The sequence below is a fragment of the Roseburia sp. AF15-21 genome (genome assembly GCF_003479505.1).
Classification (GTDB): Bacteria; Bacillota; Clostridia; order Lachnospirales; family Lachnospiraceae; genus Roseburia_C; species Roseburia_C amylophila.
On the sequence record NZ_QUHG01000001.1, the window covers coordinates 396,014 to 421,511 of the forward strand.

General features: G+C 40.7%; 23 protein-coding genes and 1 tRNA gene. 1 reads left to right on the plus strand and 23 read right to left on the minus strand.

Features of this window, described 5'->3' with window-relative positions:
- Positions 1-44: 44 nt before the first annotated feature.
- The 20 genes from recN to DWW33_RS02025 all read right to left on the minus strand — a co-directional run bounded on the left by recN (position 45) and on the right by DWW33_RS02025 (position 21,683).
- Complete coding sequence (gene recN / locus DWW33_RS01930) at positions 45-1,721, minus strand: DNA repair protein RecN (RefSeq protein ID WP_118638742.1); 1,677 nt, start codon at positions 1,719-1,721, stop codon at positions 45-47.
- A 33-nt stretch (positions 1,722-1,754) separates the two neighbouring features.
- Positions 1,755-2,207, minus strand: coding sequence for an arginine repressor (gene argR, locus DWW33_RS01935; RefSeq protein ID WP_022243225.1), 453 nt, complete (start codon positions 2,205-2,207; stop codon positions 1,755-1,757).
- 14 nt (positions 2,208-2,221) lie between these two features.
- Complete coding sequence (locus tag DWW33_RS01940; RefSeq protein ID WP_118057364.1) at positions 2,222-3,076, minus strand: NAD(+)/NADH kinase; 855 nt, start codon at positions 3,074-3,076, stop codon at positions 2,222-2,224.
- A 4-nt stretch (positions 3,077-3,080) separates the two neighbouring features.
- A complete protein-coding gene (locus DWW33_RS01945) occupies positions 3,081-3,881 on the minus strand; it encodes a TlyA family RNA methyltransferase (protein ID WP_118087498.1) in 801 nt (266 codons plus the stop codon).
- A gap of 5 nt (positions 3,882-3,886) precedes the next feature.
- Entirely contained in the window at positions 3,887-5,752 is a 1,866-nt protein-coding gene (dxs, locus tag DWW33_RS01950; RefSeq protein WP_118057366.1) for a 1-deoxy-D-xylulose-5-phosphate synthase, read from the minus strand.
- Between the two features lie 30 nt (positions 5,753-5,782).
- Entirely contained in the window at positions 5,783-6,670 is an 888-nt protein-coding gene (locus DWW33_RS01955) for a polyprenyl synthetase family protein (RefSeq protein WP_022243229.1), read from the minus strand.
- Positions 6,670-6,921, minus strand: a complete 252-nt coding sequence (xseB, locus tag DWW33_RS01960) for an exodeoxyribonuclease VII small subunit (RefSeq protein ID WP_117698581.1) — start codon at positions 6,919-6,921, stop codon at positions 6,670-6,672. The genes DWW33_RS01955 and xseB overlap by 1 nt, the downstream gene beginning before the upstream one ends.
- Positions 6,918-8,135 (minus strand): exodeoxyribonuclease VII large subunit, encoded by a 1,218-nt coding sequence (gene xseA / locus DWW33_RS01965; RefSeq protein ID WP_117947083.1) that lies wholly within the window; start codon positions 8,133-8,135, stop codon positions 6,918-6,920. Before xseA ends, xseB begins: the two co-directional genes overlap by 4 nt.
- Positions 8,132-8,527: a transcription antitermination factor NusB gene (gene nusB, locus DWW33_RS01970; RefSeq protein ID WP_197420811.1), complete on the minus strand. Its 396-nt coding sequence runs from the start codon at positions 8,525-8,527 to the stop codon at positions 8,132-8,134. Before nusB ends, xseA begins: the two co-directional genes overlap by 4 nt.
- Before the next feature lie 97 nt (positions 8,528-8,624).
- On the minus strand, positions 8,625-9,002 hold the full coding sequence (locus tag DWW33_RS01975; protein ID WP_022243233.1) for an Asp23/Gls24 family envelope stress response protein: 378 nt from the start codon (positions 9,000-9,002) through the stop codon (positions 8,625-8,627).
- Between the two features lie 22 nt (positions 9,003-9,024).
- Complete coding sequence (locus DWW33_RS01980; RefSeq protein WP_118638743.1) at positions 9,025-10,989, minus strand: EAL domain-containing protein; 1,965 nt, start codon at positions 10,987-10,989, stop codon at positions 9,025-9,027.
- 2 nt (positions 10,990-10,991) lie between these two features.
- A complete protein-coding gene (locus DWW33_RS01985; RefSeq protein ID WP_117698585.1) occupies positions 10,992-11,471 on the minus strand; it encodes a hypothetical protein in 480 nt (159 codons plus the stop codon).
- Positions 11,472-11,517: 46 nt separating this feature from the next.
- Complete coding sequence (metA, locus tag DWW33_RS01990; RefSeq protein ID WP_022243236.1) at positions 11,518-12,450, minus strand: homoserine O-acetyltransferase MetA; 933 nt, start codon at positions 12,448-12,450, stop codon at positions 11,518-11,520.
- Positions 12,451-12,528: 78 nt separating this feature from the next.
- On the minus strand, positions 12,529-14,502 hold the full coding sequence (gene ligA / locus DWW33_RS01995) for an NAD-dependent DNA ligase LigA (protein ID WP_118172523.1): 1,974 nt from the start codon (positions 14,500-14,502) through the stop codon (positions 12,529-12,531).
- 22 nt (positions 14,503-14,524) lie between these two features.
- Positions 14,525-15,265 carry a pseudouridine synthase gene (locus DWW33_RS02000; protein WP_117947080.1) on the minus strand — a complete coding sequence of 247 codons (741 nt, stop codon included), beginning with the start codon at positions 15,263-15,265 and terminating at the stop codon, positions 14,525-14,527.
- A 148-nt stretch (positions 15,266-15,413) separates the two neighbouring features.
- The gene (locus DWW33_RS02005; RefSeq protein ID WP_117841137.1) at positions 15,414-16,691 is read right to left on the minus strand and encodes an SH3 domain-containing protein; all 1,278 of its coding nucleotides are present in this window, start codon (positions 16,689-16,691) and stop codon (positions 15,414-15,416) included.
- 138 nt (positions 16,692-16,829) lie between these two features.
- Positions 16,830-16,901: transfer RNA gene (locus DWW33_RS02010), tRNA-Arg, on the minus strand.
- A gap of 47 nt (positions 16,902-16,948) precedes the next feature.
- Positions 16,949-18,802, minus strand: a complete 1,854-nt coding sequence (locus DWW33_RS02015; protein ID WP_022243240.1) for an ABC transporter ATP-binding protein — start codon at positions 18,800-18,802, stop codon at positions 16,949-16,951.
- A gap of 1 nt (position 18,803) precedes the next feature.
- Positions 18,804-21,122: an ABC transporter ATP-binding protein gene (locus DWW33_RS02020; RefSeq protein WP_117947079.1), complete on the minus strand. Its 2,319-nt coding sequence runs from the start codon at positions 21,120-21,122 to the stop codon at positions 18,804-18,806.
- Between the two features lie 42 nt (positions 21,123-21,164).
- The gene (locus DWW33_RS02025) at positions 21,165-21,683 is read right to left on the minus strand and encodes a MarR family winged helix-turn-helix transcriptional regulator (RefSeq protein WP_117947078.1); all 519 of its coding nucleotides are present in this window, start codon (positions 21,681-21,683) and stop codon (positions 21,165-21,167) included.
- Between the two features lie 204 nt (positions 21,684-21,887).
- Between DWW33_RS02025 and DWW33_RS02030 the strand changes: the two genes are divergently transcribed.
- The gene (locus DWW33_RS02030; protein WP_022243243.1) at positions 21,888-22,919 is read left to right on the plus strand and encodes a 3-deoxy-7-phosphoheptulonate synthase; all 1,032 of its coding nucleotides are present in this window, start codon (positions 21,888-21,890) and stop codon (positions 22,917-22,919) included.
- A 157-nt stretch (positions 22,920-23,076) separates the two neighbouring features.
- Here the strand turns inward: DWW33_RS02030 and xerD are convergent, their stop codons facing one another.
- The 3 genes from xerD to DWW33_RS02045 all read right to left on the minus strand — a co-directional run bounded on the left by xerD (position 23,077) and on the right by DWW33_RS02045 (position 25,330).
- Positions 23,077-23,961: a site-specific tyrosine recombinase XerD gene (gene xerD / locus DWW33_RS02035; protein ID WP_117841140.1), complete on the minus strand. Its 885-nt coding sequence runs from the start codon at positions 23,959-23,961 to the stop codon at positions 23,077-23,079.
- Between the two features lie 201 nt (positions 23,962-24,162).
- Complete coding sequence (locus tag DWW33_RS02040) at positions 24,163-24,738, minus strand: stage II sporulation protein M (RefSeq protein ID WP_118638744.1); 576 nt, start codon at positions 24,736-24,738, stop codon at positions 24,163-24,165.
- Between the two features lie 22 nt (positions 24,739-24,760).
- Entirely contained in the window at positions 24,761-25,330 is a 570-nt protein-coding gene (locus DWW33_RS02045; RefSeq protein WP_117841141.1) for an NUDIX hydrolase, read from the minus strand.
- Positions 25,331-25,498 lie beyond the last annotated feature (168 nt).

Below are 25,498 nucleotides of genomic sequence, written 5' to 3' on the forward strand. Positions count from 1 at the left end.
AATATCCTGTTTTTATTATGTGTATTATTGTTTGATTCAATCGTTTATTTTTTAGCATTTTGTGCCAGGTTAAGCATTTCTCTTGCACTTTCCAATACGGTGTCTGTAATCTTCACTCCACCAAGCATTCTTGCTAATTCAGTTACCTGCTCATCCTCGGTGAGTCTTCGTATGGTAGAAATGGTTGTCTCATTTTCTACGGATTTTTCAATACTGAAATGAGCATCTGCCATTGCTGCAATCTGCGGCAGATGTGTAATGCAGATTACCTGATGATGTTCTGCAATCATATGCATTTTTTCAGATACCATCTGCGCCGTCCTTCCGCTGATTCCTGTATCAATTTCGTCAAAAATCAAGGTTTCTATTTCATCATTTTTAGCAAGCACTGTTTTTAATGCCAGCATAATTCTTGATAATTCTCCACCGGATGCTACGCTGCCAAGTGGTTTTAATGGCTCTCCCGGGTTGGTTGCAATGACAAATTCCACTTCATCAAAGCCATCTGCTCCAAAAGTCTCTTTCTGTTCAAATTTCATTTCAAAACGAACATCTAAGAAGTTCAAATCTACTAACTGCTCCCTGATTTTTTCTGCCAGTTCCTTCGCATATTTTTTGCGGATTGCAGATGCTTTTTCTGACTGCTTCTGCAATGTTTCTTTTAATGCATTTTCCTGTTGCAGCAGCTTCTTATGATACATATCAAAATTTTGTAATTTTTCTGCCTTTTCCTGCTTTTCCTCTAAAGATGCTAAAATTTCATCTATCGTATGACCATATTTTGCCTTCAGATGATTGATTTCATCCAGACGCTGTTCTGTCCCGGCAAAAGTCTCATCATCAAATTCAGCCTCATCCATATAGTCTGCAATTTCCCGGTTCAAATCATTCAAAAGATTATCAATTTCCAAAAGTTCATCTGCCATCCCACGAATTGCATCATCATAATCTGCCACAGATGACAATTCTCTATGAGCTCTTCCGGTCAGCTCCGATGCACTGCCGTCTTCCATGCTGAGTAATCCATGGGCTGCATGAATTGCTTCCATAATTTTCTTTCCGTTCAGAAGCTTCCGGTATTTTGTTTCTAAAACTTCATCTTCGCCAACTGTTAATGCAGCTTCTTCAATTTCATGGATTTCATATTCTAAAAGAGATAATTCCCGCATCCGGCTCTCTTCATCCAGAGAAGCTTCTTCTAGCTCTTTCGTAACTTCACGGTACTTTTTATAAGTTTCTTTCAACTCACTTTTGATGTCCGACAGTTCATTCCTTGCATAATCATCAAGGATTTCTAAATGCTTCTGTTTCTTAAGCAGCGACTGGTGTTCATGCTGTCCATGAATATCAATCAGCAACGCAGAAACTGCTTTCATCTTTGATGCCGGAACACTTTCCCCATTGATTTTGGCGATGCTTCTTCCTCCTGAAATCTTTCTGCTTAAAATCAGCATATCATCCTCCGGATAAACATCAAGCCCGGAAAGTGCTTTCTTTAAAGCATCTGATTCTACATCAAAAATCAGCTCCACAAAGGCATTCTCCTCATTATCCCTTAACATCTCTTTGGATACCTTTTCTCCCAGAGCCAGATTAATGGAACCAATGATAATTGATTTTCCGGCTCCCGTCTCTCCGGTCAGGATATTTAACCCTTTTTCAAAATCGACTTCCGCCTCATCAATGAGTGCCAGGTTCTTAACATGCAGGTTTCTTAACATATTTTCTCCTTCTACTCTCTCTCGTCTTCCGTTCTAATCTTCCATAATCCGGCGAAGACGTCCCATTAACGCTGTGGTATCCTCTACGGTACGGACAGCGCACATAATTGTATCATCTCCAGCAATGCTTCCTACTATTTCATGGCAATCCATGGCATCCAATGCTGCCGCAACTGCCATTGCCATTCCGGATACCGTCTTAATCACAAGAATATTCTGTGCCATATCCATAGATACAAAACCATCCCGGAATACACGGACATACTTTTCTGTCATGTCTTCCTTATTTTCAGATAAAGCTACATATTTCTGACGGCCATTGCTCAATGCTACCTTAGTCAGTTTTAACTCTCTGATATCCCGTGAAACCGTTGCCTGTGTCACATGATATCCTTCCTGCTCCAACTTTGCAGATAATTCTTCCTGTGTGCCTATCTCATTCTTCTGAATTAATTCCAGAATCTTTGCATGTCGTCCTATCTTCATTACAGTCCCTCCTGTTATGTATAATTCTGCATCTTTTTCCGCAAAATTTCAAGGAAACTAATCTTACTCAAACGAATAATCCCTACGGATTCTTCTGCCTTATGCACTACAATCTTGTCACCAACCTTAAGTTCCACTCCGGAATCTCCATCGAAGCTCACTTCCACCTGCTCATCCCGCTGGCTTCTCCGCATGCCTACTTCAATGGTAATTTCATCTTCCGGTCCGATTACAATACTCTTGGAATTCAACGTATGTGCATTGATTGGTGTCAACAGCAAAAGGTTGGCTTTCGGATCCACAATAGGGCCACCTGCCGACATACTATAACCGGTGGAACCGGTTGGTGTTGCCACAATAATTCCATCCGCCTTAAAATTATAGAGATACTCTCCATTTACATAAACATTCAGATTCACAATCTGAAGTGCTCCCGTACGATGGATGACCACATCATTTAACGCAACCCTCTGAATCTTCTCTCCGCCACTTTGTACGGTATATCCATCTAAAAGCATTCTCTGCTCTATGGTATAACGGTCAGCCATCAATTCATCAATTGCCGGGAATATCGTATTCTCTTCTACCTCACACAGATATCCAAGCTTTCCTAAATTAATTCCCAGCAGCGGAATATTTTTCTTTACCAGATTGCGTGCCGCACGAATTAATGTTCCATCTCCACCAATAACAAGCACCGCCTCGGTTTCTGTTGGAATTTCTTTTTCCACTGCTTCCGCTTTTTCTTCCTCAAAGCTGGCAAAATAATCACAGGTTCCTCCCTTACGCCTGATGTAATCTATAATCTGATTGGTAAAAATAAGTTCACTGTCTTTTTGTGCGTTTACAATTATGAAAAAATGCTTCATATATCTAGGACAATGATGTATGTGCCTCCTCTACGATGGCATCCACATCAATGGTCTCCTCCTTCTTGCTCTCGCTGTTTTTCTCAATATATACCAGATATTCAATATTTCCCTCCGGACCCTTAATCGGTGAATAGGAAAGATTATGAACGGAAAATCCATTTTTCAACGCAAAATCAATTACCTTATGGATGACTTCCTCATGTACCTTTGGGTCACGGACAACACCTTTTTTTCCTACCTTTTCCCTTCCGGCCTCAAACTGTGGCTTAATCAGGCAGACCATTCTTCCGCCGTCCCGCAGCAGCTCCCTTGCCGGTACCAGTACCTTGGTAAGAGAAATAAAAGATACATCAACAGATGCAAAATCAAGGACATCTGCAATATCTTCCGGCGTCACATAACGGATATTGGTTTTCTCCATGCAGACAACCCTTGGGTCATTTCTTAATTTCCAGGCAAACTGTCCATATCCTACATCTACAGAATATACCTTCACTGCACCATTTTGCAACATACAGTCAGTAAATCCGCCGGTGGATGCGCCGATATCCATGCAGACCATTCCCTCTAAAGAAATATCAAATTCCTTCATTGCTTTCTCTAACTTCAGTCCACCACGGCTGACATATTTTAATGTATTTCCCCGGACTTCAATTTCTGCCTCTGTATCAAAATTTGTTCCTGCTTTATCCTCTCTCTGTCCATCCACAAAGACATTTCCTTCCATAATCATAGTCTTTGCTTTTTCCCTGGATTCTGCCAGTCCCTTCTGTACCAAAAGAACATCCAATCTTTCTTTCATCGTTCTTACTGTGCCTTTCTGTCTATAATCTTACCGATAATTCCATCTGCATCAATTCCTGTTTCTTTGCGGAGAAGTTCTACATTTCCATGCTCTACATAAACATCCGGTATTGCAATATTTAAAACCTCCATGGAACCATCTCCATTTGTATTCATAAATTCCAATACATGCTCTCCAAAGCCTCCGGATTGCACATTTTCTTCCAGCGTAACCAGAAGCTTATGATTCTTCTGCAGCTTAAGAAGCAGTTCTTCATCAAAAGGCTTCACAAATCTTGCATTGACAAGAGAACAGGAATAACCTTTTTCTTTTAATTGTTCCCTTACGGTAAGTGCTGTCTTTACCATGCTTCCTACTGCCAAAAGTAAAATTTCACTTTCTTCAAAAAGAACTTCTGCCTTACCATATTCTAACGGTGCCCGGTATTCCTTTAATTCATCAAAGGCTTCGCCTCTCGGATATCGTACTGCAATCGGTCCGGAAAAATCTACCGCATATTTTATCATATCTGATAATTCCCACTTATTCTTAGGTGCTAAAATTGTCATATTCGGCAGACAGGAAAGATAAGATAAATCAAAGATTCCCTGATGAGTCTCTCCATCACTGCCCACAAGTCCTGCACGGTCAATGGCAAATACTACATGCAATTCCTGTATACAGACATCATGCAGAATCTGGTCATATGCTCTTTGCAGGAAAGAAGAATAAACCGCTACAATCGGTTTTAAACCGGCTGCTGCCAATCCTGCAGCAAAAGTCACTGCATGTTCTTCTGCAATTCCCACATCAAAGAAACGTTCCGGGAACATATTCCGGAATCTTTTTAGTCCGGTTCCATCTGCCATTGCCGCTGTAATGGCAACCACTTTTTCATCCCGGTCGCCCAATTTACGCATAACCGTAGAAAAAATATCGGTATAATTGGCTTTTACCCGTTTCACAAGAGGCAGTCCTGTCTCAACATCAAAGGCTTCCGTTCCATGAAAACGTGCCGGATGGCGTTCTGCCGGAAGGTATCCTTTTCCTTTTTCCGTAATCACATGTACCAGAACCGGTCCTTCCACCTTAGAGGCTTCTTTGAATAATTTCACCATGGCAGGAATATTATGACCATCTACCGGTCCTAAATAAAGGATTCCCATATTTTCAAAGAGCATGCCCGGAATCACAAGCTGCTTGATTCCATTTTTGGTCTTACGGATTTTCTCAACAATACGTTCTCCATATTTCGGAATGCTGTTCAGGGAATTCGTAATACCATTCTTTAATCCCTGATAAGATTCTGCGGTACGAAGTCCGCTTAAATATCTGGATACACCGCCGACATTTTCCGATATAGACATCTTATTGTCATTTAAAACAATAATCAGATTTGACTTTAATTTGGATGCATTATTCAATGCCTCATAAGCCATTCCACCGGTCAATGCACCATCTCCGATAACAGAGATGACTTTGTACTTTTCTCCGGTAATCTCCCTTGCCATTGCATAGCCTAATCCTGCGGATATGGAAGTCGAACTGTGTCCCGTATCAAAGCAGTCGCAATCACTTTCATGACGTTTTGGGAATCCGCTCATGCCGCCGTATTTTCTCAGTTCATCAAAACCGGCTTTTCTTCCTGTCAGTAATTTATGGGTATAAGACTGATGTCCTACATCCCAGATAATTTTATCCTCTGGTAAATCAAAAGCAAGATGCAGTGCCATGGTAAGCTCTACCACGCCAAGATTGGAGGCAAGGTGCCCACCGGTTTTTGATATTTTGTCAATCAAAAAAGAGCGGATTTCCTCTGCCAGAATCGGAAGTTCGTTTTTATTTATCCTTTTTATATCATTTTCATGCTCAATCTTTTCCAGCACCATGTATCTTTACTCCTTTGGTTTCTGAAGTTCTTATTTTTCCCTATGAATCAGATATTCTACCAGATGAATCAGAAATTCATTTTTTACCACCAGTGATTCTAATAAATTCACTGCATGTTTTGAATATCGTTTCACATCTTCCTGTGCTTTTTTCAATCCCTCATATGTAACATAAGTTGCCTTTTCGTTTTTGGCATCACTGCCAACCGGTTTTCCAAGCACTTCCTGATTACCGGTAACATCTAAAATATCATCCTGGATCTGAAATGCCAGACCAATCTCTGATGCCGCCTCTTCGATAATCTTCTGCTCGCTTTTCGTGGCACCTGCAAGAATTGCACCGATTAACATAGACGCTTCAATCAAAGCACTGGTCTTTAATTTATAAATAAAATCTAACTGGTCTCTGGTGACAGACTGTGTTTGATCCGTTTCCACATCTACGGTCTGTCCCCCTACCATACCATAAATTCCGGCTTTCTGTGATAATACAAGCAATGCCTTTGCCACATTAGGCGTCTGTTCCGTCTGTAATGCTGTCAATGCTGTCTCATAGGCAAAATTCAAAAGACCATCCCCGGCAAGAATTGCCATAGCTTCTCCATAGACAATATGCGTTGTCTTTCGTCCGCGGCGGTATTCATCATTATCCATTGCCGGCAGATCATCATGAATTAAAGAATAAGTATGAATCATCTCAATGGCTGCCATGAATGGCTCAATTACCTCTGATTTTCCACCAAACATGCGGTAAGTTTCCAACATCAGCATTGGTCTTAACCGCTTTCCTCCTGCAAGAAAACTATAATTCATGGCTTCAATTACCTGCTTCTGATAGCCTTCTTCCTCCGGAAGATATTTTTTTATGATGTTTTCAATCTGTTCTGTCCGCTTTGTAAGCTCTGCTGTCATATCCATTAAAATTCCTCCAGCATTCCCTGTTCATTCAACACTAACATTTTCTTTTCAATCGAATCTATCCGCTCACTGCAGTGTTTCAGCTTCTTCATGCCCTGCTCATAGCAGACAAAGGATTCATCCAGAGAAATGTCTTCCTCCATATGTGCAATCAGCTGTTCCACTTCTGCAAATAAATCCTCTAAATTCTCATTTTCTTTTTTTTCCGTTATATTATCTGTCTCATTTTCATTGATTGTATAATCTGTCATCTTCCGATTTCCTCCTGGCATATGATTTCTTCTACTCTTGCCTTAACGGTTCCGTCTTTTACACTGATCTGCAATTGTTCTCCTTTTGAAACCTGTGAAACACTTTTTAAACCATTCTGCCGGCTGTCAGAAACATATGCATATCCCTGTCCCAATCGTTTCAATGGCGAAATATCATCGAAATGCTGGGCTAACATCCGAAGTCTTGCCTTATTCTTATCTAACTGCTGTGTCATGCCATGCTCTAAGCGAAGCTGTAATTCCCCCAGATACTGTTTCTGACTGTTCAGACGATATACAGGACTCTGTTGCATTAATCTTGCCTTCAGTGTCTCCATGCGTCCCTGTATCACAGCAATTTTACTCTTCATGCTGCGCATCAGATGTACCCGGTCAGTCTGTATCCGCTGTAACATCTGATTCCTGTCATATACCGCAAGTTCTGCCGCTGCAGACGGAGTCGGTGCCCGCAAGTCTGCCACATAATCCGCAATGGTGTAATCCACTTCATGTCCCACTGCAGAAATAACCGGTGTTTCACATTCAAAAATTGCCCTTGCAACAATTTCTTCGTTGAATGCCCATAAATCCTCTATGGAGCCACCACCACGCCCCACAATGATAATGTCCAAATGCATGGCATCCAATGCATGAATCCCATTTACAATGCTTTCTTTGGCACCCTCACCCTGTACCAGTGCCGGATATAGAATAAGCTGCACATAAGGATTTCTTCGTGCAGCAATATTACGGATATCCTGTATTGCAGCCCCGGTAGGTGCTGTAACAATTCCAATACGTCCGGCATACTGCGGAATCGGTTTTTTATACTCTTCCGCAAACATGCCCATTTCCTCAAGTTCCTGTTTCAATTGAAGAAATCTGGCATATAAATCCCCTGCACCGGCAAGTGTAATTTCTTTTGCATATATCTGATATCTGCCATCACGTTCAAATACTTCAATAGAACCTGTTACCTCGACTTTGTCGCCATCCTTCATACGAAAGGATAAACCACCCCGGTTACCGGCAAACATAATTGCACTGATGGCACTGTTATTTTCCTTTAAAGTAAAATAAATATGACCGGAGGAATGATATTTACAATTCGATACCTCACCCTTCACACATACCTGATGCAGGACAAAATCCTGGGCAAACATATTTCTGATGTATCGGTTAATCTGGGTTACCCCATATACTTTCTTTATCATGCGATTTTTGCCAATACTCCGTTGATAAATGCCGGTGAATCATCTGTTCCATATTTTTTTGCCAGTTCTACTGCTTCATTGATGGCTACTCCGGTTGGAATATCCTCTTCATATTTCATCTCATATACAGCAAGACGAATCAGGGTCAGATCAACTTTGCCCATACGGGTTGTTTTCCAGCCTTTGGATGATTCATTGATAATCTTATCGATTTCCTCTAAAACAGCAATAATCTTATTAAATTTGTCTTCAATATAACTCTCATCCGGCTTCTCAATCGGTTCATTCTCTTCGATAAACAGATTCATCTGCTCTTCGTATTCCTTCTCACTATGAAATTCCACACGGAATAACATTTTAAATATCTGTTCTCTGATTTCTCTCCTGCTCATGTTGTATCCTTTCATTATTGGTCTTCCATGTAACTATAAAAAAGAATGCTTTAACAGCATTCTTTATTATACTACATCTGCGGTTATCACAAAAGTTTTATTTCGTATTTTTCATGTCAACCGTTGCAATTCTGACGTTAACAATTGCTACGGATAATCCTGTCATAGTCTCAATTGCAGATTTTACTTTCTCCTGTACCTTCTCAGATACTTCCGGAATAGAATAACCATAAGAAATATTTAAAGCCACTTCTACGCTGACCGTTTTCTCTGCCACTTCTACCTTAACACCCTTAGATAAATTCTTCATTCCAAGTTTGCTCACCAGTTCATTGGTAATATTGCCAGCCATGGATGCAACTCCTTCTACTTCTGTTGCTGCAAGTCCTGCAATAATAGCAACGACCTCATCTGCCACATGTACTTCCCCAAGGTTATCTTCTTTTATTTTAACAACTTTTCTATTATCTGCCATCGTTTTGCCTCCTACAAAAATATTATGTGGTTATTATATCAGATAATTCATTTTTTGAAAACCTTTCCGCATAATATTGTGCATTTTCCCTGCGTAAAAGTTCTAAGAAATCTCTGTCCGGAATCGGCTTGGAATAAAAATATCCCTGCAGATAATCACAGTGCTGTTCTGTCAGATAATCTACATATTCCTGGTTTTCTACTCCTTCTACCACAATCTCAAGCCCAAGTTCTTTAATCATGCGGATAGTATTACGCAATGCAATCATTGCCTTTTCATTTTTAAATGCTTCCCACAGAATGGTTTTATCAATTTTTACGATACGGAATGGAAACCGGAACAGATAATCCGTATTGGAATATCCCGAGCCATAATCATCCAAAGAAAACTCAATGCCCTGCTTATGCAGTATCTTGATATTGTTTTCCAACATATCACTATGGGCTGCCGCTGTCTCAGTAATCTCAAGATTAATCTGGGTCGGTGCTACATGATATTTCTTCATTATTTCTGTCAATCTCTCGGCAAGATTTTCCTGCATACACTGCACCACCGACAGATTTATTTCTATATACTGCAAGCCATAGTCCGTAGGCTGCTTTTCCTGGATAAAACGACAGACTGTCTCAAATACAAATTCTCCAATCTGCATAATCATTCCGCTCTTTTCTGCAATCGGAATAAATTCTTCCGGAGAAATGTAGCCCATACTCTGATCTTTCAGCCGGACCAGTGCTTCCGCAGATACGATTCTGTTTTCTGTCACCGAATAAATCGGCTGGTAAAAGACTTCGAAACCTTTATGGTCTACTGCATCATTCAAAAGTTTCCGGATACGAAGTTCCCTCTTTGGCCGGTCAATATCCATCTCAGCAGTCTTTAATACTACATTTCCATTTTCAGATGATATTGAACGCATATACTGGATATAGTCAATTAATCCATTCAGATTATTCGTATCACGCGGACACACAATACTGCTGATATGAATCCGGAATTTTGTCTCTACACTGCCGGAATGCCATGGCTGTTCAAACCGGTTCAGAATCTGCCGGATCAGTAAGGAAGAATCAATATCCTTCTTCTTCCGGTCTAACGCCAGCACATATACGCTCTGTGAAAACTGGTAAATACGGGAATTGTCGATAAGCTTACGAAAAAATGCCGCCATTTCCTTCAGGAATTCATTGACAGAATCATTTCCCAATGTCTGCCGCATCACCTTTAAATTATGCACTTTAATGACAAGCATCGGAAAACGCTCACTTCCTAACAGGCGTTCCTCTGACTCTTTTAAAAATGCCCTCCGGTTCATAATTTCAAGCTCCGGCACCGTATATTCCTGTGGTCTTTCCGAAGAAATCAGATATAAAAGTACGCACATTGCCATTCCAAAAAACTGAAACCGGAAACCCGGAAATGCAATATGAAGCACCAGTGTAAACACACTTACAACTGCAAATACAGTCGTAGAGAATAATAATTCAAAGCTGAGCCGTTTTCGGAAACGAACCAGAAACACTTCCCCCATCAGATAAAAATAAATCATACATAGGTAGAATAACATAATTCCATTCTGTCTCTGATAGCTGCCATCCGTTCCCACTTTAAAAAGATATGGTATAAATAACTGTACTACCAGCAATGCGATTACAATCCAGGCCGGTACAAACAACCATCCCTTTTCCTTCCGGATAAAGCGTTCCACTCTTCCTGTCAGGCACAGAATATACAAAAGATAAGCTGCCGCTGCCACAACCTGCCCTAAAATACAGATATAGAGCAGGACTGTAGTTCCTGTTTTTCCGAAAGTGATTTCCTTCCAGAACAGTAAAAAGTCGCTGGTAGACACGACAAGCAGAGCATACAACATTACGCGGTATACCCTGCTTTGAAAATTGTCACTGTATTTTCTTAAATGATACGCAACTAATGCAGTCAGAAGAACAAATGCAGCCGCAATATCGTAATATACTAAATGCTCCATTCTTATCCCTCACACTCTGCATAAATATTATCTGAAAGATATTTTACATCACTGAACGGTTCCTGCTCTGTTGTTTCTTCTGCCATCCCTGCCGCCTTTATCTTCGTCAGTTTGTCAATATAAAAATCCACAGCCTTCTTTGACTCTTCGAAAGTATATAACGCTGCCGGGGAATTCCATTCCCTGATATAAACCTTGTTATAGTCAATATAAGCAATCATGGCAAAATCGCCGTCTTCCGGGTTTAGAAATGTCTTCTGCATGGATGCATGCATATCACAGCCACGGATGATTTTATCCTCTTTGTTTTTCTTCTGCCCGGTTACAGCTTTTGCAGACTTCTCTCCGGATTCCGTTTTATTTCCGGATGCCTTCTTTTTCTTCTGGTCTTCTTCCACCATCCGGTCTATGGCATCTGCTGCACGATTCATTGCTTCGAAAATATCAAGTTGTCCCTCTACACCTTTTTTCTCCGTTTTCATTGTGCCCCCTGTATTTTCTTAAGCCTTTTTCCAAAAAGAAATCTGCTTATTTTCCCACAATTTTTCTGGTATTGATATAATCATATGGTGTCTGCTGATACACATAATAATTCAGCCAGTTTGCATATAACATATTACCGTGTGAACGCCACTGCAGTAATGGTTTTGCATTGATATCATTGTCCGGATAATAATTCTCCGGCATGGCAATATCCATCCCTTTCTGCAGATCACGCTTATATTCCTCATCCAATGTATAACGGTCATATTCCGGATGTCCCATTACAAAAATTTTGCGTCCCTCATTGGCAATTGCCAGAAATACACCTGCTTTTTCTGATTCTGCAAGAATGGTAATATCCTTTACCTTCTCAATATCCTCTTTACGGATTCCGGAATGTCTCGAATGCGGTGCCATAAAGCGGTCATCAAATCCCCTTACCAGTGGTACTTTGCGGTTCTTTACCTGATGTTCGAAAATTCCAAACATTTTCTCATCCAGCATATATTTTGGGATACCATAGTGATAATAGAGAGCAGCCTGTGCGCCCCAGCATAAATGCAGGGTTGATGTTACGTGGGTCTTAGACCACTCCATAATATCACAGACTTCCTTCCAGTAATCCACCTCTTCGTATTCCATGGTTTCTACCGGTGCTCCGGTTATAATCAGTCCGTCCAGATTCTCATCCCAGATTTCATCCATTGTCTGATAAAAATGATTCAGATGACTCATGGATGTATTCTTTGATTCATGGGATGATACCGTTAAAAAGGTAACATCAACCTGTAATGGTGTATTTGCAAGTGAACGCAGCAACTGCAGTTCCGTTTCTTCTTTTAATGGCATCAGATTCAGTATTCCAATCCGGATTGGGCGGATATCCTGATGTTCTGCTCTTCCCTCATCCATAACAAACACATTTTCCCTTTCCAGAATCTCTCTGGACGGTAAATCGCTCATTATCTTAATCGGCATATTATCTAACCTCTTTTCATCATATACACATATCTCATTTCATAATACCTTAATTTTACGAATACTTCAATATGCAATTCACTTTCCGAAACGTTCCACAAACATATCTTCAGAAATAATCGGAATGCCAAGACTCTTTGCTTTCTGATTCTTTGATGATGTGGATTCAATATCATTATTCACAAGATAATCTGTTTTCTTAGAAACACTGCCGGTAACAGAGCCGTTCTGGCTCTCCACATACTCTTTAAATTCGGTACGGTTTTTAAACTGATGGACATCACCGGTAATGACAAAGGTAAGTCCTTCACAGGTTCCTCCCTCTGTCACCTTCGGCTCTACTTCCGCAATGTTTAATATTTCTTCTAATGCAGCTACCGTATGACGGTTTTGATTCTGTCTGTACCAGTCCAGCATGGAAGTCGAACGCTCCGGTCCGATTCCGTCAATATCCTCAAATCCTTCCCCTGCATGCAGTTTCTGAAAGAAACCTCCTGTGCCAAGGGCAGCAATCATTTTCTTTCCTGCATCGGTGCCAATCTGCGGAATGCATAGTGCATAAATAAAATGTACCGGATCAACGTTTTTGCTCTTTTCAATTGCCTGCAGCATATTGTTACAGGATTTCTCGCCAAATCCGTCTAAAGAGCGGATTTCATCCGCATGATTTTTAAGTGTATAAATATCTTCAAAATAATGGATATATCCTAAGTTCATAAACTTTAGCATGGTCTGTATGGACAATCCGTCAATGTCCATGCCAGGCTTGCTGACAAAGCGGCTGAATTTTTTTACATGCTTTGCGGTACAGTCCGGATTCGTACAATGTAAAGTCTTTGTTCCGCTGTGTTCACTGATTCTGATTTCCGTTCTGGCATGGCATACCGGACAGAATTCCGGAATCGTAAAAGTTCCTTCCTTTTTCTTTACGCCGATACATTTTGGAATAATCTTATTTGCTTTAATAATATCAAGTGTTGTCTTCCCATCTTCTCCGATTCCAAGACGTTCCATTTCACTGATATTACAAAGGGAGGCTCGGCTTACGGTGGTTCCCTCCAGTGCAACCGGCTCAAATACTGCTACCGGAGAAATGGTAGATGCCGCACAGGACCACTCTACATATTTTAATGTGGTCTCCACAGAGACATCCTGCCATTTAAACGCATAACCGGCTCGTGACGCATGATGTCCGGTAACATTACCGGTCTGGGCATAATCATTATCTTCATAACAGATAACCAGTCCATCTACCGGAATATCCATTTCACCATCTTCTACCTTCTTTGTCCAGCGTTCTACAACTTCCTCCAACCCTTTCGCATCGGTCAATTCATGTGCTACTGTCGTAAATCCAAGCTTCTCAAGATAATCCATCCGTTCTCCCCAGGATGACATTGTTTCATCCAGATGCACCAGTGTAAATGCATAAAAATGAATATGGCGTTCCTTTACTTTATCAAGATTGCTCTTATCCAGACCTAAAGTGCCGGATGCAAGATTTCTCGGATTGGCATATTTTTCATCATCATCTTCAATGGTATCATTGATTAATTCAAAATCTGTATAGGTAATAGCCGCTTCGCCACGGACTACCAGATGTCCCTTATATTTTACAGTCTTTGGAATCCCTTCAATGGCATCCTTCATAAATGTGATATTGCTGCCGACGGTTCCATTTCCTCTTGTTAAAATCTTAACAAGTTTTCCGTTATCATAAGTTACTACCAATGTTAATCCATCCAGTTTCCAGGATAACCAGACTGGTCTTTCTCCCGCCCACACCTGTAAATCAGAAATCCGTTTCGTCTTGGCAAGGGAAAGTGCCGGATATTCATGCGCTTCCCGTTCACCATTGCTTTCCTCAAATCCGGCATTCTGTGTCGGACTTTCCGGCAGAATATATCCTGTTTTTTCTTCTAACCGGGTCAGTTCGTCAAACATGCCATCCCATTCATAGTTTGACATAATTTCATCCTGTCCATTGTAATATGCTTCGGACGCCTCATTTAACGTTTTTACCAGTTCCTCGATTCTCTTCTTCTCATCCATGGATATGCTCCTTACCCTCAATCTATTTTGGCATTACTGTTGTATTGCTGGAATTTAAAATGCGCCGGTTCAGCTCAGTCCACTCCTCCGCCGTTACTCTGCGGTACTTTCCTTTTTTGAGACTGCCCAGTTCTATATTCATAATGCGGACTCTCTTTAATTTTACTACTTTATATCCGCAATACTCACACATCCGGCGGATCTGCCGGTTATACCCCTGGGTTAATATGATTCGGAATTTACGCACATCCAGTTTTTCTACTGCACATGGTCTTGTAACCACACCAAGTTCTTCCAGTGGAACTCCCCCGGACATTTTCTTTAAAAATGCCTCCGTTATGTCATGATTTACGGTAACTTCATATTCCTTTTCATGCATATTCCCGGCACGCATCATCTTATTTACAATATCCCCATTATTTGTCAATAATATAAGTCCCTGGGAATCTTTATCCAGTCTTCCTACCGGATAAATACGTTTCGGATAATGAATATAATCAACAATATTGTCTTTTTCGTCTTTTGCAGCAGTGCAGACAATGCCCACCGGCTTATTAAATGCAAGAAGAATCATTTCCTCTTCTTTTTTTATTGTTTTTCCATCTACACACACCCGCTGTCCCGGCATCACCTTACAGCCGACAGAAAGAACTTTTCCATCTACCGTAATACGTCCCTGCTCAATCAGACGGTCCGCTTCTCTCCTGGAACAATATCCTGCTTCACTTAAAAATTTATTGATTCTGATTCCGTTTTCTTCCATCAATATTTTCACCCTGTGTAAATTTTCTCGCTGCCCGCGGAACAAAGAATGTGTCTTGGTACATCCTCGCGGAGCGTTTTTTACTTTACAGGAAAGCAATTTCCTGTAAAGTAAAAATAACGGAGGTCCTAAGACCTCCATCTATTTATTATTTTAAGAACTCTGTCTTAACATATCCTTCTTTATCTTTCCAGGTAACTTTTGTCCACCCTTCTGCATAGCTCATCTGAACAGTAACAGAATCTCCTGCATAAGCAACTCCAACCTTGGATGCGGTCTCACTCATAGAGGAACGGATATTAACCGTATTGGTTAATGTAATCTTAGTGCCAGCTGCGATTCCGCTGGTGTCTGCCGCCGGCTCCTGTGCCGGTGCTTCTGTTGAAACATAGTCACTCTTTACATATGCCGGTGTGCCATTGTAATCAATGCTGCTCCATCCATCTTCTGTCGTACCGGTTCTTGTCAGTGCAGTTCCCTTTTCAACTGTTCCAAGCAATGCTCCGGACTCATTCGGTTCCTGTCTGACATTTACTTTATCCAGTGTATATACCGTCTCCGTTGTCACTTCCGGCTCAGCTGGTGTCTCTGGTTCCACCGGTGCCTCTGGTTCCGCCGGTGTCTCTGGTTCCGCCGGTGTCTCTGGTTCCGCCGGTGTCTCCTCTGTTGCCGGCTGCTGCTGTGCCTGTGCCTGTGCGATTGCTGTTGCCCATGCATTATATGCATCAGCAATTGTAACCGTTACCATATTAGAAAGATTTTCATCTGAAGCAATTGCTTTTTCATAATTTGCCTGTACTTCTGCCTGTAATGCAATGACATCTTCCTGTGTTTCAAAACTACTGATTAAGTTTTCCACATTATTATCGGTCGGCTGTTCTTTATAATGACGGTTAAAGCTGCTGTATAAGTTATCAATATAAAGTGCTCCCTGCTCATTCTTCTTTACATAGAAGAACTCCATACCAGGTGCTGTAGTATCTACTCCTGCGAATTTCAAATCCAGCGTTACACAGACAAGATAAGAATCTGCTTCTAATCCTGACTTAGTATAACATTTGATATTCTGATAACTCTCTGCATACTGTGACATCATGGTAATCAGGCTCTGTTCATTCTCGGAAACAGGTGTTGCATAGGTCTGTAATGTTGCCAGATCACCTGCCGCATATGCATTGTAATAATTCTGCATCAGGGTATTGATTTCCGGAACGGCATCTACCTGAAAGCTCTCTGATTCGGTACCCTGTTCCGTAGAAAGTCCATTATCTTTATCTTTATTTCCACTGCTGAATTTTATCATTACTACTGCCAATACAACAAATAATATTACTGCAGTAAAATATTTCCAGTTCTTCTGAAAGAAACTACTTATATCATTCTTTGATATCTTACTCATTTTTTCTTTGATTTCTGACGCTTTCATATCTGTCCTCCTAACCTTACCCATAACCCCCAAAAAAGTATGCTTTGTGAGCTGCCCGTGTAAATAATGAAAAACGTTTCTTATAAGTTTTGCGGGACATAAATCCCGCAAAAAAATGTGTTAATATAAATTATAAAATGCACCCGGCGGGAATCGAACCCGCATTATCAGAGTCGGAGTCTGACGTTCTATCCATTAGACTACGGTTGCAGCTTATTTATACTAACACATCTATATAAAAAAATCAAAGGTTTTATTTAAGAAGCTTCTTCAAACTGGGAATTATAAAGCTGTGCATAGAAACCATTCTTCTGTAACAGTTCTTCATGATTTCCCTGTTCAATAATATCACCATCTTTCATAACAAGAATCAGATCAGCATCACGAATGGTAGACAGACGATGGGCAATAATAAAACTTGTTCTTCCTTTCATCAGGTTATCCATAGCCTTCTGGATTCTGTGCTCTGTTCTGGTATCAACAGAAGAAGTTGCTTCATCTAAAATCAATACCCGGTTGTCTGCTAAAATGGCACGGGCTATGGTAAGCAACTGTTTCTGTCCCTGGGATACATTGCTGGCGTCCTCATTTAATTCCATATTATAACCACCCGGCAGTGTCTGGATGAAATGATGGGCATGGGCTGCTTTTGCTGCTGCAATAACTTCTTCGTCCGTGGCATCCAGTCTTCCGTAACGGATATTTTCCATAATAGTACCTTTAAATAACCAGGTATCCTGAAGTACCATGCCGAAGGCATCTCTTAGCTCCCGGCGGTTATAGTTTCTGATATCGTTACCATCTAATCTGATGCTTCCACTGTTGACATCATAAAAACGCATCAGCAGCTTCACCATGGTAGTCTTACCTGCTCCGGTTGGTCCTACAATGGCAATCTTCTGTCCCGGTTCTACCTTTGCTGAGAAATCATTAATGATAATCTGATCCGGATTGTATCCGAAATGCACATGGGAGAATTCTACTTCTCCACGAACATCCTTTAATTCCACTGCATTTTCTGTGGTCTGGTCTTCTTCCTCTTCACCTAAGAATTCAAAAACACGTTCTGAAGCTGCAGTCATGGACTGTACCTGGTTAATGACCTGTGCAATCTGCTGGATTGGCTGGGTGAAGCTCTTTACATACTGGATAAATGCCTGAATATCACCAATTCCGATTGTTCCGTTAATTGCAAGCATTCCACCGGAAATTGCCACACCTGCATAGCCAAGGTTACCGACAAATACCATAACCGGCTGCATCATTCCTGATAAAAACTGGGATTTCCAGGCAGACTCATATAATACATGGTTTGTATCATTAAACCGTTTTATGGTTTCCTTTTCTTTATTAAATGCCTGGATAACTAAATGTCCGGAATAAGTCTCTTCCACCTGTCCATTAATATGTCCCAAGTACTCCTGCTGGGTACGGAAATATTTCTGTGAAAATTTTGCAATTGCCGAAACCATCAACGCTGAAATCGGAAGAATTACTAATGCAATCAGTGTCATCAGTGGTGAAATAGAAAGCATCATCACAAGCACTCCGATAATGGTTGCCACGCTGGTAATAATCTGTGTCACACTCTGGTTTAAGCTCTGTCCCAAAGTATCCACATCATTGGTAATACGGGAAAGAACTTCCCCATAAGTTCTGCTTTCAAAATATTTCATCGGCATACGGTTGATTTTTTCAGAAATCTCTTTACGCATACGATAGCAGATTTTCTGTGTGATTCCAGTCATAATAAACCCCTGAAAAAAGCTGAATACCGCACTGATAATATATAAGCCAAGAGTAAATAATAATATCTTTCCAATCAGTGTAAAATCAATTCCGCCGGTTCCTGCTACTTTATTCATCAGACCGTCTGCCAATGCCGTAGTAGCTTTACCCATTACCTTTGGTCCTAATACAGAAAATACGGTAGAACAGATTGCAAGTATCATAACTGCAACAATTCCAATTTTATATTTTCCAATATAAGAAAGAAGTTTCCGGAAAGAGCCCTTAAAATCTTTTGCTTTTTCACCCGGCATCATTCCACCGCCCATTGGTCCTCTCGGACCTCTACGACGTGGTGCACGATAACTTTGCTCATTACTCATGTTATTTTTCCTCCTTTCCCTCTTCTAATCCCAATTCCTTTGCGGATAACTGTGACTGTGCAATCTGCTGATATACTTCACAATCCCGTAATAATTCTTCATGAGTACCTTTTCCGACAATCTTACCTTCATCCAATACAAGAATCTGGTCGGCATGTAAAATGGTACTGATTCGCTGTGCCACGATAATTACACTGCTTTCTTTTGTTTTTGACTCCAATGCTTTACGCAGTGCCGCATCGGTCTTCATATCAAGTGCAGAGAAACTGTCATCAAAGATATAAACATTCGGATTCTTTGCGATTGCTCTGGCGATGGATAATCTCTGTTTCTGTCCACCGGAAACATTCGTTCCACCCTGTGCAATCCCGCTGTCATATTTTTCCGGCTTTTCATTAATAAATTCTGTTGCCTGTGCAATCTCTGCAGCCTCTGTCATTTCTGCTTCCGTAGTTTCCGGTCTGCCAAATTTCAGATTGGATGCAATGGTTCCTGAAAACAGAATTCCCTTCTGTGGTACGAATCCGATTTCGTCTCTTAATTCAGCTAAGCTTAAATTCCGGATATCCACACCATCTAAGGTAATCTTACCGGCTGTTACATCATAGAATCTCGGAATCAGATTAACCAGCGTTGACTTTCCACAGCCGGTACTTCCGATAATCGCTGTTGTCTTTCCCGGTTCTGCTGTAAAATCAATATCTTCCAATACATCTTCATCTGCACCCGGATAACGGAAGTTTACATGATGGAATTCCACTTTTCCGGTATGTTTTTCAATTGTTTCTTTTTCTGCCTTTTCTATAATAGAAGAATTTGTAGTAATAACTTCATCAATCCGGTCTGCTGCAACACCGGCACGCGGCAGCATAATAGACATCATGGTAAGCATCAGGAATGCCATAACAATCTGCATGGTATAAGTAATAAATGCGGTCATTGCTCCTACCTGAAGCTGTCCGGCATCAATACGATGTGCCGATACCCAGACAATCAGTATGGTTACTCCATACATAATAAACATCATGCCCGGCATCATAAAAGTCATGACACGGTTGGTAAATAACTGTGTTCTGGTAAGATTCCGGTTTGCTTCATCAAACCGCTCTTCTTCCTTTTTTTCTCTTCCAAAAGCACGGATTACGGAAAGTCCCGTAAGAATCTCTCTGGATACTAAGTTCAGGGCATCCACTAACTTCTGCATTATTTTGAACTTCGGAAGTGTAATGGACATCAACACCATAACCAGTCCGGAAATTACCAGTACTGCCATTACGATAATCCATTCCATATGTGCTCCGGTCTTTAATACTTTATAAATTCCACCAATTCCGATGATTGGTGCATATAAAAGCATTCGAAGCATAATTGCTGTTACAAACTGAATCTGCTGAATATCATTGGTGCTTCTTGTAATTAAGGAAGCGGTAGAGAATTTATCCATCTCAGTATTGGAAAAGCCTACTACCTTACCAAAGATTTTCTCTCTTAAGTCTCTTCCGACTCCTGCGCCGACTCTGGATGCAAGATATCCGACTACCACTGCAACTGCCAGCATGAGTAATGACATAGCTGCCATCTTTCCACCCTCTGACCAGAGATAATTCTTCTGGATATGCTCCACATCAAGTCCTGCCTTTTCGTCACAGGATGCTGCATATGCTGTTCCCATGGCATGTAAGGTACTGCTCCCCACAGAATCTATCATATTTTCCATATATTCTCTGGACTGTGCTATACCATCCTGCGTCATTGCACCGCTTGCAATCAGCTGCTTCATCATCGGACGCATATCCACATAAGTTACCATTTCGCCATCATCATTTTCCGCTTCATATGTGGTCAGTTCCATCTGCATCATCTGTCCGATTTCTTCAATGGACATCTCATCCAGGCTTTCTTTGGTAATCTGGTTCTGCGGATTCTGCTCCAATGCTTCCGCAATCGTATTCTTAAAATCCGTTTCACTCATATTTGCCATACGGTAAGTCAGTACGATTGGTGTCAGTAGTTCATCATCCAATGTTTCTAATGTCTCTTTATCCGCAGTACATACATAAGTATCGTCTTTTTTTTCATAGACCGCTTCAAAAGTATCCTTTTCACCATCTGTCATAAAAAGTTCTGCCAGCTGATATTCTTCCTCCGGCATCTTTTCCGGCAAAATATGTTTGATTCCCTTATTCTGGATTCCTACATCGATGATATCGGATGTATATTGTGGCAACGACAAATCGCAATAAGCCTGCACTCCAAGGAGGAGAAATATTACCACGATGATATGCCAGTACGGGAGCATATTTTTAAATATTTTCCGCATCTTTCCTGTTCCTTCCTTTTCTATATTATTTATAAAATATTTCTATTTTAATTGCTGTTTCAACTGTCTTCTCTTTTCAATCTCAAGCTCTGCTATCTGCTCTAATTTATTCAGATAGCCAATCAGCCGGTTCATATCTTCTTCTCCCATTTTCTCCGTAACCGACTTTAATAATTCACTCAAAATCCGGTTGCATTCATTTAAAACCTCTTTTCCTTCCTCAGTTACTCTCACATAAACATTCCGCCGGTCACCCTCACACACCATACGTTCAACATATTTTTTCTCTTCCAGGGAACGAAGTGTCCGGGACACCGCCGGTGCTGCCACACGCATATAACGTACCACTTCCGATACCGTAACCTTTGCATCTATCGATTTGCTATCCGGCTCTTTGGCATCTGTCTCTTTGGTAGCCATCTCTTTTTCTTTGCGGCAATGCTCGATGGTCTTTAAGGTTCCCATTTCCACGGATGAGACCCCCGGCAGAATTGATGAGATTTTCAAACGATGAAAACGATTAAATATGGAAAATATTTCATTTCCACAACCCTGCATCATTTTCACCTCCCTTTCTTTACATTTTATATTTTCTATTTATTTAACATTGTTAACTATTAACATGTGAAAACAATAATAGCACCATGATTAAGATAGGTCAATTAAAAAAGTATAAAATTATTATTAAATCATATCATTGACAGTTAAAAACGAATCTTATAATATAAAAAAAGCAAGTTTTTTTTACTAAAGGAGACTAAAAATATGAGTTTTAATTTTTTAAACCAATTACCAAGTCCGGAAGAAATCAAAAAAGAGTATCCGCTTCCGGAGAAACTGGCACAGATAAAAAAAGAACGGGATGCTGCAATTCGTAAAGTCTTAACCGGCGAAGATAACCGTTTCTTAGTTATCATCGGACCTTGTTCCGCTGACAGCGAAGAACCTGTCTGCGACTACGTCAGCCGCCTGACCAAAATTGCAGAAGATGTCAAAGACCGTCTGATTATTATCCCTCGTGTCTACACCAATAAGCCAAGAACAACCGGCGAAGGCTATAAAGGTATTGCTACCCAGCCTGACCCTGAGAAAGCTCCTGATATGGTTGCCGGACTGATTGCAATGCGTAAGCTGCACATCCGTACCATTGAAGAAAGTGGTCTGACCCCTGCCGACGAAATGCTTTATCCGGAAAACTGGAGTTACATTGACGACCTGCTCTCCTACGTTGCTATCGGTGCACGTTCTGTAGAAGACCAGCAGCATCGTCTTGTAGTCAGTGGGTTTGATGTTGCATCCGGAATGAAGAACCCGACCAGTGGTGACTTCTCCGTTATGCTCAATTCCGTATATGCTGCCCAGCATCCACATCATTTCGTATATCGCGGATATGAAGTAGAGACTCCTGGTAACGACTTAACTCACGTTGTTCTCCGTGGTGCTGTAAGCAAACATGGTAACAGCACACAGAACTACCACTACGAAGATATTATGCGTCTGATTGAAATGTATAATGAACGTGACCTTAAGAATCCGGCTGCTATCGTAGATGCAAACCACTCTAACTCCAATAAAAAATACTTCGAGCAGATCCGTATCGTCAAAGAAGTGATGCATAACCGCCAGCTCTCCCCTGAAATTCACAAGATGATTAAGGGTGTTATGATTGAAAGCTACATTGAACCGGGCAATCAGAAAATCGGCGAACACATCTATGGTAAATCCATTACTGACCCATGCTTAGGCTGGGAAGATTCCGCTCGTCTTATCTATGACATTGCAGAAATGAATAAATAATAATTTCATCTACAGGAGCGTTTTTTACTTTACAGGAAAGCAATTTCCTGTAAAGCAAAAAAAGGGGGCAGCCATTTTCTTAAAAAATGGCTGCCCCCTTTTTCTATTTATGCAAGTAGCAAGAAACCCGCAAAGCGTGTTTCCCGTAGTTTCTTCTTTATCCTCTTGGGTGTGCCTTGGCATATACTTCACGGATTCTGCTCTGTTTCATCTGTGCATAGATTTGCGTGGTAGAAATATCTGCATGTCCTAACATTTCCTGAACCGCTTTCAAATCTGCCCCATTGCTTACCAGATGAGCTGCAAAAGAATGACGCAGCATATGCGGTGTTATTTCTGTCTCAATTCCGGCTTTCTTTCCATAGGCTTTGATTAATTTCCAGAAACCCTGACGGCTCATTTCTTTGCCGGAACAGTTGGTGAAAAGATATTCACTGCCCTCTTCACTGACAAAATATGATCTTCCCTCTTCCAGATAATGCTGCAGAGCCTCTTTTGCTACTTCTCCAAAAGGAATAATTCTTTCTTTATGAGCATCTTTGCAGGTAATATATTCCAGTTTCAAATTCATATCGCTTAACTTCAAAGAAATCAATTCAGAGACACGGATTCCCGTCGCATAAAGCAATTCTAACATCGCATGGTCCCTTAATTCCTTCGGTGTATTTCCGTTTGGCTGGTCTAAAAGCCGGCTGGTTTCTTCCATAGAAAGAATAACCGGAGCTTTCTTCTCTATCTTGGGTGCCTTTAATCCATCCGTCACATTTTGGTTTACATAATTCTGTACCATAAGATACTGAAAAAAGGCTTTCATGGATGCAAGTCCTCTGGAAATCGTTGCCGGTTTCTTTCCTTCCTGCTCCTGCTTTTCCATATATATTTTTAAGTGTTCCTGTCTGACATCCTCCACAGAAAGCACACCTTCAGAATACAGAAATTCCTTCATTTTGCGCAAATCCGTCTCATAAGAAACCGCTGTATTTTTCGATATTTTCTTTACTTCCTGAAGATACTTCATAAAAGCATCTATTTCCTGTGTCATAACTGTAACCACCTAACTCTTTTTCTCTCATGCCCTTCTATTCTTTTCCAAAAGGCAAGTACAGTCCCTATTATAATGATTCTAATTTGGAAAAGCAATTCATATTTTCGTCTGTTTTTTGCTGATTTACATAAATCTACCACATGTATCTTATTTCTATTTTTCTACCCACAATATGTTGTAAAAATTTTGTAAAATTTTTTATATTTTTTTCAACACGAAGTGCACCATACCTGGATTCAGATATGCCTCTGTTAAAAATCCGATAAAGAACAATAATAATATAATCCCCCACAAAAGGATCCATTCCCCAAGCTTTCCATGTTCCTTTCCGCACTGATACTTTTCTTCTAACTTTAATAACAGCAGGTATCCGGACACATAGAAAATAAATTGTGGGCATAACGCAATCATCATAAGCCAGATGGCACCTGCGCCAATATTGCTGATTGCCATCACGCACAGGAAACCAAAAGAAAAGCCGCTCCATATCAGAAATATACTATTCACAACCCGGTACCACGGTGTCATTCCAAAGAAGATTAATGTAAGGACAACCGGCACTCTTGCTGATAGTATATAAATAAAATAATCATGTTTTTCTATCGTAATATATTTTAACTGCTGTATGAAATAATCATTTAATATGCCATATTGTTGCAGACGGCTTCTTCCATACAAATTAGCAGCTATAATGCCAATCACAAAACAGCCTAAAAATAACACCTCTAACAGATGAAGATGCTTTTCTCTTCTTATCCCCGATACTCTTTCCATGTATTCACTTGTCTTAATTTTCTTATTTCATATTATTCCGGTAACGGTAACAATATGCCAAGATACCAGCTACGGTTTTACTGTCCTGGATTATTCCGGCATAAATTTTTTCTAATAATTCTTCCGGGTCATATGCCCTTACTTCAATAAATTCTTCCGGATCAAGATGCTGTTTGCCCGGTTTTAAATCCGTTGCCAGATATACATCAATAAACTCATTACAGAAAGCTACGGTCGTCTTTAAAGAAAGCATCTTTTCGATATGACCGCACTGAAAGCCCGTCTCTTCCTCTAATTCCCGCATGGCACTTATTTTCGTATCCTCTGTCAGGGAATCTCTGCATCCTGCCGGCAATTCAATAGTATAACGGTCTAATGCATTCCGATACTGGCGTACCATTAAGATTTTGCCCTCCGGTGTAACCGGCACAACTGCCGCAGCTCCTTTTCTGTGTTCCACATAATCCCAGTATGCAATATTTCCATCCGGTGTCTCGATGGTGTCTGAATAAACATCCACGATTGCGCCCTGATATTTTAACTCCCTGTTAACTCTTCTGATTCTTTTTTCTTCCTGATGATCCTGTTCCATTGTATTCTCCTTTTTTCTTACAGATTATTCCTCATTACTTGTTTTTCTCGCGCCTGCGGTGGTCGCTTGCGGCATCTACCTTATACGCCGCAGTGCACATCCTCGCAGAGTTTTTTTTACTTTACAGGAAAGCAATTTCCTGTAAAGCAAAAAAATAAGTGTCCAAAA

What these genes read in the sequence shown, in the direction of transcription:
- DWW33_RS01945 (WP_118087498.1), bottom strand. Translation starts at nt 3,881, where the DNA reads ATGAAAGAAAGATTGGATGTTCTTTTGGTACAGAAGGGACTGGCAGAA.
- DWW33_RS01955 (WP_022243229.1), bottom strand. Translation starts at nt 6,670, where the DNA reads ATGGATATGACAGCAGAGCTTACAAAGCGGACAGAACAGATTGAAAAC.
- DWW33_RS01980 (WP_118638743.1), bottom strand. Translation starts at nt 10,989, where the DNA reads ATGGAGCATTTAGTATATTACGATATTGCGGCTGCATTTGTTCTTCTG.
- metA (WP_022243236.1), bottom strand. Translation starts at nt 12,450, where the DNA reads ATGCCGATTAAGATAATGAGCGATTTACCGTCCAGAGAGATTCTGGAA.
- dxs (WP_118057366.1), bottom strand. Translation starts at nt 5,752, where the DNA reads ATGGTGCTGGAAAAGATTGAGCATGAAAATGATATAAAAAGGATAAAT.
- DWW33_RS02030 (WP_022243243.1), top strand. Translation starts at nt 21,888, where the DNA reads ATGAGTTTTAATTTTTTAAACCAATTACCAAGTCCGGAAGAAATCAAA.
- DWW33_RS02020 (WP_117947079.1), bottom strand. Translation starts at nt 21,122, where the DNA reads ATGCGGAAAATATTTAAAAATATGCTCCCGTACTGGCATATCATCGTG.
- DWW33_RS02045 (WP_117841141.1), bottom strand. Translation starts at nt 25,330, where the DNA reads ATGGAACAGGATCATCAGGAAGAAAAAAGAATCAGAAGAGTTAACAGG.
- DWW33_RS02040 (WP_118638744.1), bottom strand. Translation starts at nt 24,738, where the DNA reads ATGGAAAGAGTATCGGGGATAAGAAGAGAAAAGCATCTTCATCTGTTA.
- recN (WP_118638742.1), bottom strand. Translation starts at nt 1,721, where the DNA reads ATGTTAAGAAACCTGCATGTTAAGAACCTGGCACTCATTGATGAGGCG.
- xseB (WP_117698581.1), bottom strand. Translation starts at nt 6,921, where the DNA reads ATGACAGATTATACAATCAATGAAAATGAGACAGATAATATAACGGAA.
- DWW33_RS02025 (WP_117947078.1), bottom strand. Translation starts at nt 21,683, where the DNA reads ATGATGCAGGGTTGTGGAAATGAAATATTTTCCATATTTAATCGTTTT.
- xerD (WP_117841140.1), bottom strand. Translation starts at nt 23,961, where the DNA reads ATGACACAGGAAATAGATGCTTTTATGAAGTATCTTCAGGAAGTAAAG.
- argR (WP_022243225.1), bottom strand. Translation starts at nt 2,207, where the DNA reads ATGAAGATAGGACGACATGCAAAGATTCTGGAATTAATTCAGAAGAAT.
- DWW33_RS02000 (WP_117947080.1), bottom strand. Translation starts at nt 15,265, where the DNA reads ATGGAAGAAAACGGAATCAGAATCAATAAATTTTTAAGTGAAGCAGGA.
- nusB (WP_197420811.1), bottom strand. Translation starts at nt 8,527, where the DNA reads ATGAGCAGGAGAGAAATCAGAGAACAGATATTTAAAATGTTATTCCGT.
- xseA (WP_117947083.1), bottom strand. Translation starts at nt 8,135, where the DNA reads ATGATAAAGAAAGTATATGGGGTAACCCAGATTAACCGATACATCAGA.
- ligA (WP_118172523.1), bottom strand. Translation starts at nt 14,502, where the DNA reads ATGGATGAGAAGAAGAGAATCGAGGAACTGGTAAAAACGTTAAATGAG.
- DWW33_RS02005 (WP_117841137.1), bottom strand. Translation starts at nt 16,691, where the DNA reads ATGAAAGCGTCAGAAATCAAAGAAAAAATGAGTAAGATATCAAAGAAT.
- DWW33_RS01975 (WP_022243233.1), bottom strand. Translation starts at nt 9,002, where the DNA reads ATGGCAGATAATAGAAAAGTTGTTAAAATAAAAGAAGATAACCTTGGG.
- DWW33_RS01985 (WP_117698585.1), bottom strand. Translation starts at nt 11,471, where the DNA reads ATGAAAACGGAGAAAAAAGGTGTAGAGGGACAACTTGATATTTTCGAA.
- DWW33_RS02015 (WP_022243240.1), bottom strand. Translation starts at nt 18,802, where the DNA reads ATGAGTAATGAGCAAAGTTATCGTGCACCACGTCGTAGAGGTCCGAGA.
- DWW33_RS01940 (WP_118057364.1), bottom strand. Translation starts at nt 3,076, where the DNA reads ATGAAGCATTTTTTCATAATTGTAAACGCACAAAAAGACAGTGAACTT.